At 71.7% G+C, this 17,300-nt stretch carries 17 protein-coding genes; 13 read left to right on the top strand and 4 right to left on the bottom strand.

The annotated features are described in order from the left end of the window. Window positions 1-66: 66 nt before the first annotated feature. Together IF02_RS0103970 and IF02_RS0103965 are read right to left on the bottom strand one after the other, a co-directional pair. On the bottom strand, window positions 67-357 hold the full coding sequence (locus tag IF02_RS0103970) for an MTH1187 family thiamine-binding protein (RefSeq protein ID WP_030153812.1): 291 nt from the start codon (window positions 355-357) through the stop codon (window positions 67-69). Beyond that, window positions 354-704, bottom strand: a complete 351-nt coding sequence (locus IF02_RS0103965; protein ID WP_030153811.1) for a DUF3817 domain-containing protein — start codon at window positions 702-704, stop codon at window positions 354-356. Before IF02_RS0103965 ends, IF02_RS0103970 begins: the two co-directional genes overlap by 4 nt. Window positions 705-866: 162 nt before the next feature. Here IF02_RS0103965 and IF02_RS0103960 point away from each other — a divergent pair, with 162 nt between their 5' ends. From IF02_RS0103960 to IF02_RS36185, 6 genes are all read left to right on the top strand, one after another. Continuing rightward, a complete protein-coding gene (locus tag IF02_RS0103960; RefSeq protein ID WP_078621847.1) occupies window positions 867-1,505 on the top strand; it encodes an AIM24 family protein in 639 nt (212 codons plus the stop codon). After that, a complete protein-coding gene (locus tag IF02_RS0103955; protein WP_030153809.1) occupies window positions 1,505-2,155 on the top strand; it encodes an AIM24 family protein in 651 nt (216 codons plus the stop codon). Before IF02_RS0103960 ends, IF02_RS0103955 begins: the two co-directional genes overlap by 1 nt. After that, window positions 2,152-2,982 (top strand): AIM24 family protein, encoded by an 831-nt coding sequence (locus IF02_RS0103950; RefSeq protein ID WP_037835419.1) that lies wholly within the window; start codon window positions 2,152-2,154, stop codon window positions 2,980-2,982. The genes IF02_RS0103955 and IF02_RS0103950 overlap by 4 nt, the downstream gene beginning before the upstream one ends. Window positions 2,983-3,057: 75 nt before the next feature. After that, window positions 3,058-3,534, top strand: a complete 477-nt coding sequence (locus IF02_RS0103945; protein ID WP_030153807.1) for a MarR family winged helix-turn-helix transcriptional regulator — start codon at window positions 3,058-3,060, stop codon at window positions 3,532-3,534. Between the two features lie 161 nt (window positions 3,535-3,695). Next, window positions 3,696-4,271: a PepSY domain-containing protein gene (locus tag IF02_RS0103940; RefSeq protein ID WP_030153806.1), complete on the top strand. Its 576-nt coding sequence runs from the start codon at window positions 3,696-3,698 to the stop codon at window positions 4,269-4,271. A gap of 94 nt (window positions 4,272-4,365) precedes the next feature. Then, window positions 4,366-4,440 carry a 50S ribosomal protein bL37 gene (locus tag IF02_RS36185; protein WP_099895366.1) on the top strand — a complete coding sequence of 25 codons (75 nt, stop codon included), beginning with the start codon at window positions 4,366-4,368 and terminating at the stop codon, window positions 4,438-4,440. A gap of 80 nt (window positions 4,441-4,520) precedes the next feature. Here IF02_RS36185 and meaB read toward each other — a convergent pair whose 3' ends face one another. Beyond that, the gene (gene meaB, locus IF02_RS0103935; RefSeq protein WP_030153805.1) at window positions 4,521-5,480 is read right to left on the bottom strand and encodes a methylmalonyl Co-A mutase-associated GTPase MeaB; all 960 of its coding nucleotides are present in this window, start codon (window positions 5,478-5,480) and stop codon (window positions 4,521-4,523) included. 70 nt (window positions 5,481-5,550) lie between these two features. Continuing rightward, on the bottom strand, window positions 5,551-6,753 hold the full coding sequence (locus IF02_RS0103930; RefSeq protein WP_030153804.1) for an acetyl-CoA C-acetyltransferase: 1,203 nt from the start codon (window positions 6,751-6,753) through the stop codon (window positions 5,551-5,553). A gap of 136 nt (window positions 6,754-6,889) precedes the next feature. Between IF02_RS0103930 and mce the strand changes: the two genes are divergently transcribed. The 7 genes from mce to IF02_RS0103895 all read left to right on the top strand — a co-directional run bounded on the left by mce (window position 6,890) and on the right by IF02_RS0103895 (window position 17,295). Beyond that, a complete protein-coding gene (gene mce, locus IF02_RS0103925) occupies window positions 6,890-7,318 on the top strand; it encodes a methylmalonyl-CoA epimerase (protein WP_030153803.1) in 429 nt (142 codons plus the stop codon). Window positions 7,319-7,509: 191 nt separating this feature from the next. Continuing rightward, a complete protein-coding gene (gene scy / locus IF02_RS0103920) occupies window positions 7,510-12,045 on the top strand; it encodes a polarized growth protein Scy (RefSeq protein WP_037835418.1) in 4,536 nt (1,511 codons plus the stop codon). A gap of 193 nt (window positions 12,046-12,238) precedes the next feature. After that, on the top strand, window positions 12,239-13,177 hold the full coding sequence (locus tag IF02_RS0103915; protein WP_030153801.1) for a cellulose-binding protein: 939 nt from the start codon (window positions 12,239-12,241) through the stop codon (window positions 13,175-13,177). A gap of 161 nt (window positions 13,178-13,338) precedes the next feature. Next, window positions 13,339-14,340 carry an ABC transporter ATP-binding protein gene (locus IF02_RS0103910; protein WP_030153800.1) on the top strand — a complete coding sequence of 334 codons (1,002 nt, stop codon included), beginning with the start codon at window positions 13,339-13,341 and terminating at the stop codon, window positions 14,338-14,340. Window positions 14,341-14,342: 2 nt separating this feature from the next. After that, entirely contained in the window at window positions 14,343-15,122 is a 780-nt protein-coding gene (locus tag IF02_RS0103905; protein WP_030153799.1) for an ABC transporter permease subunit, read from the top strand. Between the two features lie 188 nt (window positions 15,123-15,310). Continuing rightward, window positions 15,311-16,447, top strand: a complete 1,137-nt coding sequence (locus tag IF02_RS0103900; RefSeq protein WP_030153798.1) for an ABC transporter ATP-binding protein — start codon at window positions 15,311-15,313, stop codon at window positions 16,445-16,447. Next, complete coding sequence (locus IF02_RS0103895; protein WP_030153797.1) at window positions 16,444-17,295, top strand: ABC transporter permease; 852 nt, start codon at window positions 16,444-16,446, stop codon at window positions 17,293-17,295. The genes IF02_RS0103900 and IF02_RS0103895 overlap by 4 nt, the downstream gene beginning before the upstream one ends. The last annotated feature ends 5 nt before the right edge of the window (window positions 17,296-17,300 follow it).

The raw sequence follows: 17,300 nt of genomic DNA, 5'->3' as shown, positions 1-17,300 counted from the left end.
GAACGGGGGGTTCCGCACACCCGCCCCCGGACAGGGCCGTCCGGGTGGCGGGAACAGGGGCGGCGACTAGGCCAGGTGGCGCTCCACCGTCTCCACCTTGGACGTCAGCCCGTCGACCACCCCGGGGCGGATGTCGGCCTTCAGGACCAGTGACACCCGCGGCGCCCGCTCCTCCACGGCCGCCACCGCGCGCTTGACCACGTCCATCACCTCGTCCCACTCCCCCTCGACCGAGGTGAACATGGCGTCCGTGCGGTTCGGCAGGCCCGACTCCCGTACGACGCGCACCGCGTCGGCCACGTACTCGCCGACCTCTTCACCGACCCCCAGCGGGGTCACCGAGAACGCGACGATCACGCTGCGTTCGCCGCCTCGCGCCGGGCGCGGGCCGCCATGACGCTGTCGGCCTCCTCGCGCTTGAGGAGCTTGTCGCCGTAGAGGCCGCCGAAGGGCAGCAGCGCCAGCAGGAAGAACAGGGCGACCTTCTTGACCGGCCACTTCGCCTTGTTCCACACGTCGAGCAGGAAGACCGCGTAGATGACGAACAGGATCCCGTGCAGGATGCCGAGCGGCATCATCAGGTAGTCGATGTCGGAGATCCGGCTCAGCACCGATCCGAAGATCAGCAGGGCCGGGAACGACAGCGCCTCCGGTACGGAGATGAGGCGCAGCCGGTGCAGGGCGGAAGCGGTCTTGATGTCCACGATGAACCTTCGGGGTGGTGGCCGGGGGTCCGTTCCAGTCTCTCAGCCGCCCTGCCCGATCTTGAGGCGGGGCCGCCGTCCGAGGTGTGCGAGATGCCGCAGTCGCCGGATATCGGCCACCGGGCCCTGTTCGCCTTCGCCCGCTGCCGATAACGTCATCCCGTGGCTCAGTTCCGACTCCAAGGCAGCAAGGTGCTGGCCGTCGACCTGACCGGGGATGCCGTCAAAGCTAAAAACGGCTCCATGGTCGCGTACGACGGTCAGATGGCCTTCAAGAAGATGACCGGCGGCGGCGAAGGTTTGCGCGGCATGGTGACCCGTCGGCTGACGGGTGAACAGATGACCGTGATGGAAGTGCAGGGGCACGGCACCTGCTTCTTCGCCGACCGCGCGAGCGAAATCAATCTGGTCAACCTGCGCGGCGAGAAGCTGTACGTGGAGTCCAGCAACCTCCTGTGCACCGACGCCGGCCTGCGCACCGGCACCACCTTCACCGGCCTGCGCGGCGGGGCGACGGGCAACGGCCTGTTCACCACCACCGTCGAGGGCTCCGGGCAGGCGGCGATCATGTCCGACGGCCCGGCGGTGGTGCTGCGCGTCAGTGGCCAGTACCCGCTCTCCGTCGACCCGGGGGCGTACATCGCGCACACCGGGAACCTCCAGCAGTCCTTCCAGTCGGGGATCAACTTCCGCACCCTGATCGGCGAGGGCTCGGGCGAGGCGTTCCAGATCCGCTTCGAGGGCGAGGGCCTGGTCTACGTGCAGCCCAGCGAGCGCAACACCATCGGGGGCGACATCTGATGCCGTTCCGCGAGATCAACTCGAAGATGGTCGAGGCCCAGGTGATCCCGGGGCAGAGGATGTTCAGCCAGCGCGGCGCGATGCTCGCGTACCGCGGCGACGTCTCCTTCACCCCGAGCCTGACCGGCGGTCAGGGCGGGGTGATGGGCATGATCGGGCGCCGCGTGGCGAACGAGCAGACCCCGCTGATGACGGTCGAGGGCAGCGGCACCGTGATGTTCGGCCACGGCGGCCACCACATCCAGGTGATCAACCTGACCGGCGAGACCCTGTACGTCGAGGCCGACCGGCTGCTCGCCTTCGACGGCACGCTCCAGCAGGGCACGATGTTCATGGGCTCGCAGGGGGGTGTCATGGGCATGGTCCGCGGTCAGGTGACCGGCCAGGGCCTGTTCACCACCACCCTCAAGGGGCACGGCTCGGTCGCCGTGATGGCCCACGGCGGGGTCATCGAGCTCCCCATCACCCCGAACCGTCCGATCCACGTCGACCCGCAGGCGTACGTGGCCCACCACGGGGACGTCAGGAACAAGCTCTCCACCGCGCTCGGCTGGCGGGACATGGTGGGGCGCGGCTCGGGCGAGGCGTTCCAGCTGGAGCTGTCGGGCCAGGGAGCCGTGTACGTGCAGGCCTCGGAGGAGAAGCTGTGAATTTTGGTCCGGTCATCGGCGGGCCGGGAGGCCCGACGGTCTTCGACCCGCACACCCTGCCTTCCGACGACAACGTGAACGCGTACACCTTCTGCGTGGAGCTCAAGGGGAGCCAGTGGTTCCTGCAGAAGGGCAAGATGATCGCCTACTACGGGCGCATGGAGTTCAACGGCGTCGGCAACGGCCGCTTCGACCGGCTGCTGCGCACCAGCTTCCACTCGCCGATGCACGCCGCCGACTGGGTGGTGGCCGAGGGCCAGGGCAAGATGCTGCTGGCCGACCGGGCATTCGACGTGAACTCGTACGACCTGGACAATGGGAACCTGACGATCCGGTCGGGCAACCTGCTGGCCTTCCAGCCCTCGCTCGCCCTCAAGCAGTCGATCGTGCCGGGGTTCCTGACCCTGATCGGAACGGGGAAGTTCGTGGCGGCGTCCAACGGGCCGGTGGTGTTCATGGAGCCGCCGCTGCGTGTGGACCCGCAGGCACTGGTGGGCTGGGCGGACTGCCCGTCCCCCTGCCACCACTACGATCACGGCTACATGTCGGGCGTCATCGGCGGGCTGCGCTCGCTGACGGGCATCGGCGGCAGCTCCGGCGAGGAACACCAGTTCGAGTTCGTCGGGGCCGGGACGGTGCTGTTGCAGTCCTCAGAGATGCTGATGGCGGAGCAGGCGATCGGGGCCGTCGGCGCCGGCGCGGAGTCGGCGGGCGTACCCGGGGCCGGGTACGGCGGCGGCCACGGGCAGCAGGGACCGCTGGGGCAGCTGGGCGTGCCGCGCATGCCGGGACAGCTGGGTGACATCCAGCGGCGCCTCGGACTGTAGACCGTCGACTTGATCTTTGACTTCCCTTTTTTGTACGTAATTCAACTTCTTAGGTAGAGTTCATTCATGGAGACCATGGAGACCGAGACGGCCACACGCTGGCTGACCGAGGCCGAGCAGTGCACCTGGCGCACCCATCTGGACGTCAGCCGGCTGCTGATGCACCAGCTGGAAAAGGATCTCCAGCCCTTCGGACTCACCAACAACGACTACGAGATCCTGGTGAACCTCTCCGAGTCGGAGGACCACCGGATGCGGATGAGCGATCTCGCGACGTCGACGCTCCAGTCCAAGAGCCGGCTGTCCCACCAGATCACCCGCATGGAGACCGCGGGCCTGGTCGTCCGGGTGAACTGCGAGTCCGACCGCCGGGGGCTGTACGCCGTCCTGACCGACGAGGGCATGGAGCTCATGCGGAAGGTCGCCCCGCACCACGTGGCGTCCGTCCGACGGCACTTCATCGACCTGCTGCCGCCGGAGGCCCTGGCGGCGCTGCGCGCCTCGCTGGAGCCGGTCGCGACGCACCTGCGGGACCAGCGCGGCAAGGCCTGACACCGGACCTGGACCGGCCCACGGCCGGCCCGGGACCGCCCGGACGGCGCCCGGTCCGGGGTGCCGACCCGGGCGGCGGCCCCGAGAATGAGTGGTAACGCTCGCTCGCCGGCCGCCCGCCGAGCAACCGTAAGCGCATGGCCGGCCAGAGGAGGTCAGCCATGCACGGCAAGCACAAGGCGTACGTTTCCACGGCCGCGGCCGTGGTCCTGCTGGCCGGGGGCCCGGCGGTGGCCGCCGCCGCGCACACGGCCGACGCGGCGAGAACCGCCCCCGCGGCCGCCCCGGCCCGCGCCGACGTGGACGCCGCGGGCGCGGTCGCCGCGGCGCTGAAGAAGTACCCCGGTGTCGTGGAGTCCCTCGACAAGGACGGCGCCGTCTGGCACGTCGACGTCATCGCCAAGAACGGCAAGCACGCGGAGCTGACGGTCGACACCCGCAGCGGCAAGGTGTTCACCGAGAATGCGGACGACAACAGCGACGACGACGGCGGGAACAAGGCGGTGGTCGCCGCGAAGGTCACCGCCCTCCAGGCGATGAAGGCGGCCGTCGCCGCCCATTCCGGGCAGGTCTCGTCCGTGGAATGGGACGACGATGACGACAACGGCTCCCGCTACTGGAACGTCGAGGTCAAGTCCGGTGACAAGACCACCAACGTCCACGTCGACGCCACCTCGGGCAAGGCGACGGTGTCCACATCGGACTCGGACGGCGATGGCAACGACGACGACAACTGACACGCGCCGGTCCGCGGGTTCCCGTGCGGACCGGATCGGGCGCCCCTAGACTGGCGAGCGCCCGGATTACCCCGATCTTCGAGGGAGTGGCGTCATGGCCAAGCGCGGCAACAAGAAGCGAGCACGCAAGAAGAAGAAGGCGAACCACGGCAAGCGTCCCAACGCCTGACCGGTCCGTCCGCAGACGTACGAGAGCCGCGCCCCGCAGGAACGGGGCGCGGCTCTCGCGTACGTACGCCGTACGGCCGCTCAGGCCTCCGTCAGCGTCGCCAGCAGGGTGTCCGCCGCCGCGTACGGATCCAGCTCGCCGGCCGCGACCCGGGCCGCGAGGGCGTCGAGGTGCGCGTCCCCGCGCACGTCCGCCATCCGGGCCCGCAGGGCCGTCACCGCGATGGTCTCCACCTCGCGCGCGGCCCGGGCCGTACGCCGCTCGGCCAGCACCCCGCGCTCGTCCATCCACGCCCGGTGCTTCTCCAGGGCCTCGACCAGCTCGTCGATGCCCTGGCCGCGCGCCGCGACCGTCTTGACGATCGGTGGCCGCCAGTCGCCCGCGCCCCGGGACTCCCCGAGGCCCAGCATGTGGTTGAGCTCCCGGGCGGTGGCGTCGGCACCGTCCCGGTCCGCCTTGTTCACCACGTACACGTCGCCGATCTCCAGGATTCCCGCCTTCGCGGCCTGGATCCCGTCGCCCATCCCGGGGGCCAGCAGCACCACCGAGGTGTCGGCCTGCGAGGCGATCTCCACCTCCGACTGCCCGACCCCGACCGTCTCGACCAGGATCACCTCGCAGCCGGCCGCGTCCAGCACCCGGATCGCCTGCGGGGCGGCCCAGGCCAGGCCGCCCAGGTGGCCGCGGGTGGCCATGGAGCGGATGTAGACCCCCGGGTCGGAGGCGTGGTCCGACATCCGGACCCGGTCGCCGAGCAGCGCACCGCCGGAGAACGGCGAGGACGGGTCGACGGCGAGGACGCCGACCCGCTTGCCGGCCTTGCGGTACGCGGAGACCAGCGCCGAGGTGGACGTGGACTTGCCCACGCCCGGGGAGCCGGTCAGGCCCACCACGTATGCCCCGCCCGTCAGCGGGGCCAGGGCCGCCATCACCTCGCGCAGCTGCGGGGACGCCCCCTCGACCAGCGAGATCAGCCGGGCCACCGCTCTCGGCCTGCCCTCACGCGCCTGGGCCACCAGCTGGGGGACGTCCACCGTCATACGTGCTGCGCTCCTCGGTTCTCGCTGCGGGTACGGATTCGGGTACGGCTTCGGGTACGGGGCGGCGGTCCTACTTCTTCGGGACCCGGACGATCAGGGCGTCGCCCTGGCCGCCGCCGCCGCACAGCGCGGCCGCGCCGACCCCGCCGCCGCGGCGCGCCAGCTCCAGCGCCAGGTGCAGCACCACGCGGGCGCCGGACATGCCGATCGGGTGGCCCAGGGCAATGGCGCCACCGTTGACGTTCACCCTTTCCGGGGTCACGCCCAGGTCCTTCATTGACTGCACGGCGACCGCCGCGAAGGCCTCGTTGATCTCGATGAGGTCCAGGTCGGAGACCTGGAGGCCGTCCTTCTTCAGGGCGTGCAGGATCGCGTTCGACGGCTGCGACTGGAGCGAGTTGTCGGGACCGGCCACGTTTCCGTGGGCGCCGATCTCGGCGATCCACTCCAGACCCAGCTCCTCGGCCTTCGCCTTGCTCATCACGACCACGGCGGCGGCGCCGTCGGAGATCTGCGAGGAGGTGCCGGCCGTGATCGTGCCGTCCTTGGCGAAGGCGGGGCGCAGCTTGCCGAGGGACTCGACCGTGGTCTCCGGGCGGATGCCCTCGTCCTGGGAGAAGAGGACCGGCTCGCCCTTGCGCTGCGGGATCTCGACCGGGGTGATCTCGGCCTCGAAGACGCCGTTCTTCTGCGCGGCGGCGGCCCGCTGGTGCGAGGCGGCGGCGAACTCGTCCTGCGGGGCGCGCTCGATGCCCAGGCGGGTGTTGTGCTTCTCGGTGGACTCGCCCATCGCGATGTGCTCGAAGGCGTCGGTGAGGCCGTCGTAGGCCATCGCGTCCAGCATCTCGATCGCGCCGTACTTGAAGCCCTCTCGGGACTTCGGCAGCAGGTGCGGGGCGTTGGTCATGGACTCCTGGCCGCCCGCGACCACGATGTCGAACTCGCCCGCGCGGATGAGCTGGTCGGCCAGAGCGATCGCGTCGAGGCCGGAGAGGCACACCTTGTTGATCGTGAGCGCCGGGACGTTCATGGGGATGCCGCCCTTGACCGCCGCCTGGCGCGCGGGGATCTGGCCCGCGCCGGCCTGCAGCACCTGGCCCATGATCACGTATTGCACCTGGTCACCGGTGATGCCGGCCCGCTCCAGCGCGGACTTGATGGCGAACCCGCCGAGGTCGGCACCCGAGAAGGACTTCAGCGAGCCGAGCAGCCGCCCCATGGGGGTGCGGGCCCCGGCGACGATCACTGACGTGGTGTTGTTCGTTCCGGACATGGAGCACAGCCCCTTGAAGATGAGGGTGAACGAGGGTTTACATGAATGTACTGAGCGGTACCCGCGCCGTCACCGGGCAGTCGGTGTGATCGCTGGCACGTTGCGTGACCGCCCTCCGCAGCGGTGCACTGGTCCCATGCTGACAAGAATCGACCACATCGGGATCGCCTGCTTCGACCTGGACAAGACTGTCGAGTTCTACCGTGCCACGTACGGATTCGAGGTGTTCCACTCCGAGGTCAACGAGGAGCAGGGCGTCCGCGAGGCCATGCTCAAGATCAACGGGACCTCCGACGGCGGCGCCTCCTACCTCCAGCTCCTCGAACCCACCCGCGAGGACTCCGCGGTGGGCAAGTGGCTGGCCAAGAACGGCGAGGGCGTGCACCACATCGCCTTCGGCACCGAGGACGTCCTCGGCGACTCGGAGGCCATCCGCGGCAAGGGCGTCCGGGTCCTCTACGACCAGCCCCGCACGGGCTCGATGGGCTCCTCCATCACCTTCCTGCACCCCAAGGACTGCCACGGAGTCCTCACCGAACTGGTCACTTCGAACCCCGACCACTGACGGACCACTGATGGCCCGATTCCCCGGCCGGTAGAGTGGCCATGGCTCGGCCGGGGTTCGGTGCGGAGACGGGGTCGGGGCCCGAACCCCTGCCCCGGTATCTGACACCATTCCCCGGGGGCGTCGTTCAGCGGGCGAGCGATGCTCAATTGGGAGTGAGCTTGCGACCAGGGGACGGATGGGACCGCGCTGTGCGGGGCTACGAAAGCCAGGAGAGCCATCAGGCTGAAGCCGACCATCTCTCGCGCTTCGAAGCCGAGATGGAGCGGCTGAAGAAGGAGCGCGGGAAGGCCGTCCAGCACGCCGAAGACCTCGGCTATCAAGTCGAGGTGCTGCGCGCCAAGCTCCACGAGGTACGCCGCAATCTGGCGTCCCGCCCCGCCTACGACAGCGCGGACATGGGCTACCAGGCGGAGCAGCTGCTGCGCAATGCCCAGATCCAGGCCGACCAGATGCGCTCGGACGCCGAGCGCGAGCTGCGCGACGCCCGGGCGCAGACCCAGCGCATCCTCCAGGAGCACGCCGAGCACCAGGCGCGCCTGCAGGCCGAGCTGCACGCCGAGGCCGTCAACCGCCGCCAGCGCCTGGACCAGGAGCTCAACGAGCGCCGCCAGACCGTCGAGGCGCACGTCAACGAGAACGTGGCCTGGGCCGAGCAGCTGCGCGCCCGTACGGAGTCCCAGGCCCGCCGGCTCATGGACGAGTCCCGCGCCGAGGCCGAGCAGTCCCTGAACGCGGCCCGCGCCGAGGCCGCCCGCGTCGCGGAGGAGACCCGCCGCCGGCTGACCGCCGACGCCGAGGCCGCCCGCGCGGAGACCGAGGCGACCCTGCTGCGTGCGCGCAAGGAGGCCGAGCGGCTGCTGACCGCCGCCTCCGCGCAGGCCCAGGAGGCCACCGAGCACGCCGAGCGGCTGCGCAGCAGCACCACCGCCGAGGCCGAGCAGACCCGGCAGCAGACCCTCGACCTCGGCCGGGTGGCCGAGCAGCGGGTCCAGGAGGCCGACGGCGCCCTGCGCACCGCGCGTGCCGAGGCCGAGAAGCTCCTCGCGGAGGCCAAGGAGAGCTCCGCCCGCCAGCTCGCCTCCGCGGAGTCGGTGAACGAGCAGCGCACCCGCACGGCCAAGGAGCAGGTGGCCCGGCTGGTCGGCGAGGCCACCAAGGAGGCCGAGGTCCTCAAGGCCGAGGCCGAGCAGACCCTCGCCGACGCCCGCGCCGGCGTCGAGCGGCTGCGCGCGGAGGCCGCGGAGCAGGCCCGCGCTGCGGCGGCCGAGGACACGGCCGCCCAGCTGGCGAAGGCGGCCCGCACCGCCGAGGACGTACTGAACAAGGCCTCGGAGGACGCGCGGGCCACCACCCGCGCCGCGTCCGAGGAGGCCGAGCGGATCCGCCGCGAGGCCGAGTCCGAGGCGGAGCGGCTGCGCGTCCAGGCGGCCACCACCGCCGATGAGCTCAAGGGCGCCGCGAAGGACGACACCGAGGAGTACCGGGCCCGGACCGTCGAACTCCAGGAGGAGGCCCGGCGGCTGCGCGGCGAGGCCGAGCAGCTGCGCGCGGAGGCCGTCGCCGAGGGCGAGCGGATCCGCGGCGAGGCGCGCCGCGAGGCCGTCCAGCAGATCGAGGAGGCGGCCCGGACCGCCGAGGAACTGCTGGGCAAGGCCAAGTCGGACGCGGACGAGCTGCGCGGCGGGGCGAGCGCCGAGAGCGAGCGGGTCCGCGCCGAGGCCGTCGAGCGGGCCACCACCCTGCGCAAGCAGGCCGAGGAGACGCTGGAGCGGACCCGCGCCGAGGCGGAGCGGCTGCGCGGCGAGGCCGAGGAGCAGGCGGAGTCCGTACGGGCCGAGGCCGACGCGGCGGCCCGGGCGCGGCGCGAGGAGACCGAGCAGGCCCTCGCCGCGAAGCGGGCGGAGGCCGACGAGGAGCTCGTACGCCTGCACTCGGAGGCCGAGAGCCGGCTGGGCACGGCCGAGCAGACGCTGCGCGACGCCCGCGGGGCCGCGGAGAACATCCGCCGGGAGACCGCCGAGGAGGCCGACCGGCTGCGCGCCGAGTCGGCGGAGCGGATCCGCACCCTCCAGGCGCAGTCGGAGGCGGAGGCCGACCAGCTGCGCACGGACGCCGCGGACGACGCCGGGCGCACCCGCGCGGAGGCCGAGCAGGTCGCCGTACGGCTGCGCAGCGAGGCGGAGTCCGAGGCGGAGCGGGTGCGCTCGGAGGCGAAGGAGACCGCGAACCGGCTGCGCGCGGAGGCGAAGGCCGCCGCCGAGCGGGTCGCCGCGGAGGCCGCCGAGGCGCTGGCCGCCGCGCAGGAGGAGGCCGCCCGGCGCCGCCGGGAGGCCGAGGAGACCCTCGCGTCGGCCCGTACGGACGCGGACAGCGAGCGTGCCCAGGCCCGCGAGCAGAGCGAGGAGCTGCTGGCCTCGGCCCGCAAGCGCTCCGAGGAGGCGCAGGCCGAGGCGGCCCGCCTGACCGAGGAGGCGGAGCGGCGCGCCGCGGAGCTGGTCTCGGCGGCCGAGGCCACCGCCCAGCAGGTACGGGACTCCGTGGCCGGTCTGCGCGAGGAGGCCGAGGAGGAGATCACCGGTCTGCGCAGCGCCGCCGAGCACGCGGCGGAGCGTACGAAGACGGAGGCCGAGGAGGAGGCCGCGCGGGTCCGTGCGGACGCCTACGACGAGCGCGAGCGGGCCACCGAGGACGCCAACCGGATCCGCAGCGAGGCGCGGGCGGAGACGGACGCGGCGAAGGCGCTGGCCGAGCGTACGGTCGGCGAAGCGATCGCCGAGGCGGAGCAGCTGCGCGGCGACACCGCCGAGTACGCGCAGCGCCTTCGTACGGAGGCGACGGACGCGCTGGCCGCGGCCGAGCGCGACGCGTCCCGTACCCGGGCCGACGCCCGGAACGACGCGAACCGGATCCGCGGCGAGGCGGCGGAGGCCCTGGAGTCCTCGCGCGCCGAGGGCGGCCGGATCGTCACGGAGGCGACGGCGGAGGCCAAGCGGCTGACCGACGAGGCCGAGGCCGCGAACGCGGTGACGGTCGGCGAGGCGGCGGCGGAGGCCGAACGGCTCACCACCGAGGCGACCGAGGCGGCAGACGCCACCCGCGCCGAGGCGGCGGACACCCTGGACGAGGCCCGCTCCGAGGCCAACCGGCTGCGTACGGAGGCCGCCGAGCAGGCGGACCGGCTCATCACCGAGGCCGCGTCCGAGGCGGACAAGCTCACCTCGGAGACGCGCGCCGCGAACGAGGCCACGGTCGGGGAGGCGACGGCGAAGGCCGAGCGGCTCACCCGGCAGGCGTCCGACATGCTGGCCGCGGCCGAGCGGGACGCGGCGCGGGTCCTGGTCGACGCCCGCAACGAGGGCGACCGGCTGGTCGACGAGACGCGTGCGGCCAACGAGGCCACGGTCGGCGAGGCCGCGGCCGAGGCCGAGCGGCTGCGCGCCGAGGCGGCGCGGACCCTGGACGACGCCCGCGCGGAGGGCGGCCGGATCATCGGCGAGGCCACCGCGGAGGCCGACCGGGTCACGGTCGCGGCGAACGAGACCCTGGCGAGCGCCGAGCGGGAGTCGGAGCAGACGCTCGACGACGCGCGCGCGGAGGCGGGCCGGCTGCGCGGCGAGGCCGCCGAGCAGGCGGACCGGCTCATCACGGAGGCGGCGTCCGAGGCGGAGAAGCTCACCGAGCAGACCCGCAGGGACAACGAGCGCACGGTCGGCGAGGCGCAGGCCGAGGCCGAGCGGCTGCGTGCGGAGGCCTCGGAGGCCCTGGCCTCGGCGCAGGAGCACGCGACCCGTACCCGCTCGGAGGCCGAGCGCGTCAAGGCCGAGGCGGCGACGGAGGCGGAGCGCACGCGTACGGAGGCCCGCGCGGAGTCCGAGCGGCTGCTGGACGAGGCCCGCGAAGCCGCCAACAAGCGGCGCAGCGAGGCCGCGGAGCAGGTGGACCGGCTCATCACCGAGGCGGCGTCCGAGGCGGACATCCTCACCAACGACGCGCAGGCGCAGGCCCTGGCCGCGACGACGGCGGCCGAGGAGCAGGCCGACGCGATGGTCGACGCGGCCCGCAAGGAGGCCGCGCGGATCTCCTCCGAGGCGACGGTCGAGGGCAACTCCCTGGTGGAGAAGGCCCGTACGGACGCGGACGAGCTGCTGGTCGGCGCCCGCAGCGACGCGGCCGCCATAAGGGAGCGGGCGGAGGAGCTGCGTTCCCGCGTCGAGGGCGAGGTCGAGGAGCTGCACGAGCGGGCCCGCCGGGAGTCCGCCGAGCAGATGAAGTCGGCCGGCGAGCGCGTGGACAAGCTGGTGCGGGCGGCGACCGAGCAGAGCGTCGAGGCCGAGGCGAAGGCCAAGGCGCTGGTGTCGGACGCGAGCAGCGAGGCGAGCAAGGTCCGGATCGCGGCGGTGCGCAAGGCGGAGGCGCTGCTCAAGGAGGCCGAACAGAAGAAGGCCGAGCTGGCGCGGGTGGCCGAGAAGGCCCTCGCGGAGGCGCAGGCGGAGGCGGAGCGGCTGGTCGACGAGGGGCGCCGTGAGCTGGAGGTCCTGGTGCGCAGGCGCGAGGACATTCAGGCGGAGATCTCCCGTGTCCAGGACGTTCTTGAGGCGTTGGAATCATTCGAGGCGCCTTCCGGCGGCGGAAAGCCGGCGGTCGGCGGTCAGGGCGCGGGGGGCGTGAAGGCCGGAGCCGCAGCCGGTTCCACTCGTTCGGGTGGCAAGGCGTCGGAGGGCTAGCAATCGATCAGGATGTGTGTTCCTGATGAAGGTTCAGTCGAACGAGTGACAATCATTCTGCCGCCTTGCCACTCAAATGGGGTGTCATTGTCCAGATCAAACGTGGATTGACTCGATGACACGCCGCTCGGGCGCCTAGGATTCCCCTAACACCTCACGTAGCACCTCATCGGTCTCATTCGACAGGAACCCCATGAGCGACACTTCCTCCCCCTTCGGCTTCGAGCTCGTGCGGCGTGGTTACGACCGCGGTCAGGTGGACGACCGCATTACCAAGCTGGTCTCCGACCGCGACAGCGCCCTTGGACGTATCAACTCTCTGGAAAAGCGGATCGAGGAGCTGCACCTCGAGACGCAGAACGCCCAGGCCCAGGTGAGCGACGCCGAGCCGTCGTACGCCGGCCTCGGCGCCCGGGTCGAGAAGATCCTGCGCCTGGCCGAGGAGGAGGCGAAGGACCTGCGCGAGGAGGCCCGTCGCGCGGCCGAGCAGCACCGCGAGCTCGCCGAGTCGGCTGCCCAGCAGGTGCGCAACGACGCCGAGTCGTTCGCCGCCGACCGCAAGTCGAAGGCGGAGGACGAGGGCGTCCGCATCGTCGAGAAGGCCAAGGGCGACGCCTCCACCCTGCGCGCCGAGGCCCAGAAGGACGCCGCCTCCAAGCGCGAGGAGGCCGACGCCCTGTTCGAGGAGACCCGCGCCAAGGCCGCCCAGGCCGCCGCGGACTTCGAGACCAACCTGGCCAAGCGCCGCGAGCAGTCCGAGCGCGACCTGGCTTCGCGTCAGGCCAAGGCCGAGAAGCGCCTCGCGGAGATCGAGCACCGCGCCGAGCAGCTGCGCCTGGAGGCCGAGAAGCTCCGTACGGACGCCGAGCGCCGCGCCCGCCAGACCGTCGAGACCGCGCAGCGCCAGGCCGAGGACATCGTCGCCGACGCCAACGCGAAGGCGGACCGCATCCGCAGCGAGTCCGAGCGCGAGCTGGCGGCGCTCACCAACCGCCGCGACTCCATCAACGCCCAGCTCACCAACGTCCGCGAGATGCTGGCGACGCTGACCGGTGCGGCCGTCGCGGCGGCCAACCCGATCGTCGACGACGAGCCGGTCACCCGCGGCGTTCCGGCGCAGCAGAGCCGCTAGTACGCGCGCTCGTACGCGCGCTGGTACGTACGGCAGTTCACCGGCGGTCGACCGGTCGGACGGCCGCCGTCTACCGGCTCGTGGACAAACGTCCTGCCCGAGGGCCCTATGTCACCTGTTTGAGGTGGCGTGGGGCCCTCGGGCGTTCTAGCGTGAGCGGCATGATCGAGCTTGAGGGCCTTACCAAACGATTCGGCGCGAAGACCGCCGTGGACCACCTCAGCTTCCAGGTCAGACCGGGGGTGGTGACCGGCTTCCTCGGCCCCAACGGGGCCGGGAAGTCCACGACCATGCGCATGATGCTCGACCTCGACAACCCGACCAGCGGTACGGTCCGGATCGACGGGAAGCACTACCGGGACCTGCCGGAGCCGCTGAAGCACATCGGGGCGCTGCTGAACGCGAAAGCCATGAACGGCGGCCGCAGCGCTTACAACAACCTTCTCTGCCTTGCCCAGTCGAACCGCATCCCGGAACGCCGGGTCGCGGAGGTACTGGATCTTGTCGGGCTGACGCCGGTGGCGAAGAAGAAGTCGAAAGGATTTTCGCTGGGCATGGGCCAGCGGCTGGGAATCGCCTCTGCCCTGCTGGGCGACCCGGAGATCCTCATGTTCGACGAGCCCGTCAATGGTCTGGACCCGGAGGGAATTCTCTGGATCAGAAATCTTATGAAGGGGTTGGCGTCCGAGGGGCGGACGATCTTCGTCTCGTCCCACCTGATGAGCGAAATGGCGCTGACCGCGGACCATTTGATCGTCATCGGCCAGGGAAAGCTTCTGGCCGACATGTCTATGGCTGATTTCATTCACAAGAACTCGCGCAGCTACGTCCGGCTGCGCTCGCCGCAGCAGGAGCGGCTCAAGGACGTCCTGCACGAAGCCGGGATCGACGCCATCAGCGTCCCGGCCACCGGGGTGCTGGAGATCGACGGGGTGGCCCCGGAGCAACTCGGCGAGCTGGCCGCCCAGCACCAGATCGTGCTGCACGAACTCAGCCCGCAACGGGCTTCACTGGAGGAAGCGTTCATGCGCATGACGGCGGACTCCGTCGAGTACCACGCCCACGCACCGGGAGAACCGGGGCTGCCCCCGGGGCCCGGCCCCGCCGCCGACGCCCCCGCGTGGGGCGCCGGGTACGAGGCGACGCGCAAGGGCGGGCAGTGACCATGTCCTCCTTCCCCGCCGTCCTCCGGTCCGAGTGGACCAAGATCCGCACCGTCGCCTCGACCACCTGGACCCTGGTCGCGGCGCTGGTGGTCACGGTCGGCGTGAGCGCCGGCCTGTGCGCCGTCTTCAACGCCACCTTCGACGACATGCCGCAGGAGCAGCAGGTCACCTTCGACCCGACGCTGGCCAGCTTCGCGGGCATGACCCTCGGCCAGCTCGCCATGATCGTCTTCGGTGTGCTGGTGGTCGGCACCGAATACAGCTCGGGCATGATCCGCACCTCGCTGGCCGCGGTGCCGCGCCGGGCGAACTTCCTGGCCGGCAAGCTCATCGTGGCCACCGGCCTCGCGCTGGTCGTGGGCCTCGTCACCAGCTTCCTGTCCTTCTTCCTGGGACAGGCCATCCTGGGCGACCGCAGCATCGGCATCGACGAGCCGAACGTGCTGCGCGCCGTGATCGGCGCCGGCCTCTACATGGCCATGATCGCCCTCTTCTCGATGGGCGTGGCGACGATCCTGCGCAGCTCGATGCTGTCGCTCGGCATCCTGATGCCGTTCTTCTTCCTGGTCTCGACGATCCTCGGGGCGGTCAGCGCCACCCGGAAGGTCGCGCAGTACTTCCCGGACCAGGCCGGCTCCAAGATCATGCAGGTGGTCCCGGGCGCGATGGACAGCGGCGAGGCCCCCTACGGACCGTGGGGCGGCTTCGGGATCATGGCCCTGTGGGTGCTGGCCGCCGTACTCGGGGGCTACCTGGTGCTGAAGAAGCGCGACGCCTGATCCGTACGGGCCTGCGGCGTCCGTCCCACGAAGGACGCCGCAGGTACTACGGGTCATCCCCGGGTCGGAGTCAGGGACAGCTCAGGGATCCGGCCCGGGGTGGAACCGTAGGCGACTGGATATCCTCTTAACCCTTACGCGGACGAAAGCCGTCCGGTCCTGGCAAGGGGCAGAGCAGAGGCAGAGCAATGATCGAGGCTGTCGGCCTGACCAAGCGCTACGGCGCCAAGACCGCCGTCGACCAGCTGTCCTTCCAGGTCAGGCCGGGTCATGTGACGGGATTCCTGGGGCCGAACGGCTCCGGGAAGTCCACCACCATGCGCATGATCCTCGGCCTGGACCGGCCCACGGCGGGCAGCGTGACGATCAACGGCCTGCCGTTCCGGCAGCTGCCGAACGCCCAGCGGCACGTCGGGGCCCTGCTCGACGCCAAGGCCGTGCACGGCGGCCGCCGGGCCCGCAGGCACCTGCTCTCCCTCGCCCAGCTCTCCGGCATCCCCGAGAAGCGCGTGGACGAGGTGCTGGCCGTCGTCGGCCTCCAGGACGTCTCCCGGCAGCGTACGAAGGGCTTCTCGCTCGGCATGGGCCAGCGCCTCGGCATCGCCGCCGCGCTCCTCGGCGACCCCCAGGTGCTGCTCTTCGACGAGCCGGTCAACGGGCTCGACCCCGAGGGCATCCTCTGGGTCCGCACCCTCATGCGCCGGCTCGCCGCAGAGGGGCGCACGGTGTTCGTCTCCTCACACCTGATGAGCGAAATGGCGCTGACCGCCGACCACCTCATCGTGATCGGCCGCGGGCGGCTGCTGGCCGACATGGGCACCCAGGAATTCATCGCGCACAACTCGGCCGGATTCGCGCGGGTGCGCGCGGCCGACAATGATCACGGTGGCCGGGATGCACTGGGTGAAGCCCTGACCAAAGCCGGCGGCCGGGTGCTCCAGGAGCCCGACGGGGCACTGCGCGTGACGGGCCTGGAGCTGCCGCGGGTCTCCGACCTCGCCCACGAGGCGGGCGTACGGCTGTGGGAGCTGTCCCCGCACCGGGCCTCGCTGGAGGAGGCCTACATGCGGATGACCCAGGCCGACGTGGAGTACACCTCCACCGAGGACCCGCGCGCCGAGCTGTGGGAGCCGGAGCCGCTGACCGTCCCCGCGTGGGAGGACGAGCTCCAGGCGCCGGAGGTGCCCCGGGGCTCCTTCTTCGCTCCCCCGCCGCCCGGGGCGGGCGGGCAGCCCTTCCTGATGCCCGCCGACCCCGGCGAGCTCGCCGGGACCGCCCAGAACACCCAGAACGCCCCCAAGGACACCCGCGAGGACACCCGATGACCGGCCCCACGACGCCCGCGAGCCCCACGAGCACCGCGGACCGGCCGAAGGGCTACCGCTCGCCGCTGGAGACGCCCCGGCCGCACCTCGGGCACGCCGTGGCCTCCGAGTGGACGAAGCTGATCTCGGTGCGCTCGACCGTGTGGACGCTCGGCTCGCTGGTGCTGCTCGTCGTCGGCATCGGGCTGCTGGCCGTCTCCGAGACGCGCTCGAGCGACTACCGGGAGGTGCCGCTCACGGCGCCCGCGCTGTTCGGGCTGCTGGTGGGCCAGATCCCCGTGATGGTGCTCGGCGTCCTGACGATCACCTCCGAATACGGCACCGGGATGATCCGTACGACCCTGACCGCCGCCCCCGACCGGGCCCGGGTGCTGACCGCGAAGTACCTCGTCTTCGCCGGGGGCGCCTTCCTGGCCGTCGCCGGTTCGGTGGCGGTGGTCGGGCTGGCCTCCGCGATCCTGCGCGGCGGCACCGCCTCCGGGCCGCACGGCGCCGGCGAATGGGCCCACGCGCTGGCCGGCTGCTTCTACGTCACCCTGCTCGGGATCCTCGGCCTGGCGGTCGGGGCGATGCTGCGGCACTCCGCCGGGGCGATCGCCGTGATGCTGGGGCTGGTCACGCTGCCGCCGGTGATAGGGGCGATGCTCAGCATGTGGGAGACCCTGGCACCGATCGGCAGCGCCGTGCTCCGCTACAACGCCCCGGTCGCGCTCATGAGGCTGTTCGGCCTGCCGGACGCCGGCACCGGGAACTCGCCCGGCAGCGCGACCCAGCTGCTGCTGCTCCTGCTGGTGACGGGCGCCGCGGTGGCGGGCTCGTACGCGGTGGTCGGCCGCCGCGACGTCTGATCCCG

Source organism: Streptomyces sp. NRRL S-244, from assembly GCF_000717915.1.
Lineage (GTDB): Bacteria > Actinomycetota > Actinomycetes > Streptomycetales > Streptomycetaceae > Streptomyces.
This window is presented reverse-complemented; position numbering and strand designations above follow the sequence as displayed.